At 39.4% G+C, this 1,487-nt stretch carries 2 protein-coding genes; both read right to left on the reverse strand.

The window, feature by feature from the left end:
• Positions 1–118: 118 nt before the first annotated feature.
• The gene (locus tag AC3ZFK_RS08235) at positions 119–715 is read right to left on the reverse strand and encodes a hypothetical protein (protein ID WP_489433789.1); all 597 of its coding nucleotides are present in this window, start codon (positions 713–715) and stop codon (positions 119–121) included.
• A gap of 130 nt (positions 716–845) precedes the next feature.
• A partial coding sequence (locus AC3ZFK_RS08240; RefSeq protein WP_489433790.1) for a hypothetical protein occupies positions 846–1,487 on the reverse strand: 642 nt, incomplete at its 5' end.

Here is a 1,487-nt window from a genome sequence, read left to right on the forward strand (position 1 = left end):
CGACAAACGGATTAACAGTCCGTTGCTCTACCAACTGAGCTATCGAGGAATGAAATTGAAATTATAACGGCTTTTAGAGTTGAGTCAATCTAAAAGTGAGTTATTTTTGGTAAATAATTTAGTTACTTGGTGCAGGGAATCCGTTGCCAGTTGTAGGCGTATAGCCTAAGTAGCCTTTTTGACCATAACCTTCAAAACGACCTGTGCCACGTGCCTTTCCATAACCGTCTAATTGGCCCTTGTAATAAGCATCAGCATTACCCTTAGTATAACCATCTGCATAGCCAACACCACGGGCACTTAACTGTTCAGCATACTTGCCATCTGCTCTTGCGTAACCCTTGTTTGAGACTTTGTTTTTATTTTCATAATAAAAACCCCAGTCAGACTCGTTCACCATGTCATTCATATTGCTTAACGGACCCCAATTTTGATCTGCATTAAATGGACCAAAATCTGAACTAGCGTCTAATGGGTTAAACTTAGAAGCTGAATCAAAAGGACCAAAATTTGATCCGCTACTAAAAGGACCCCAGTTTGAACCAGCGTCTAATGGATTCCAGTTTGTATTGCCACTGGCAAACGGATTCCACGAATCCATAAAGCTATCATTATTATTGTAGCTGTTGTTATCCCACGGCATCCAAGGGCCAGCATTAACAATGGTTGATGCTAACAAAAGTGAGCTTAGTAGTGTTTTTTTCATCATATTCATATCGATTTCCCCATATCTCTATAATTTGGAATTGCACATATTATACACTATTTATATTATAGTTTTATAATATATTATCAATAGACGATAAAAAGGGTGCAAAAGCACCCTCTCAATAATTAAATATTAATTATTTTGCAGCAGCAGGGATTGGTGCATATTGATCACGCGTATCAACCGCAGCGTTACCTTTTGCATCAGCATAACCTTTAGCGTAAGCATCAGCAATACCTTTAGCAAAACCATCAGCTTTACCTTTAGCGTATGCATCAGCTACACCCTTAGCGTTAGCGTCTGCAGTACCGGCGTATTTGCCATCCATTGTTGCGTTAGACTTGTTAGAAGTCTTATTCTTGTTGTTGTAATGGAAGCCCCAATCAGAATCGTTATCCATGTTGTTGTTGTTAGAAAAAGGACCGAAGTTTTGAGCGCCTGAGAAAGGACCCATGTTTGAACCACCGTTGAAAGGGCCCATGTTCTGGCCGCCAGTAAATGGACCCCAGTTAGAGCCGCCATTGAATGGACCCATGTTAGAACCGCCGTCAAAAGGACCCCAGTTAGAAAGACCATTACCAGCACCCCAACCATTATTGTTGTTGCCGTAGCCATTGTTATTGTTAAAAAATCCAGCTGAAGCTGAAGCTGCTGCCACTACTGTAGCTAGTGCTACTACTTTTGTTACGTTCTTCATAACTATCTCCATATTATCATGATAAAAAAAGGAAAAAATACCAACAAAAAAGTTAATATTTATTAAATTATAACAAAATAA

This window comes from Candidatus Thiopontia autotrophica (genome assembly GCF_982804495.1).

Bases quoted from the DNA above. Each gene is read 5' to 3' on its own strand.
- AC3ZFK_RS08235 (WP_489433789.1), bottom strand. From the start codon at position 715: ATGAATATGATGAAAAAAACACTACTAAGCTCACTTTTGTTAGCATCA.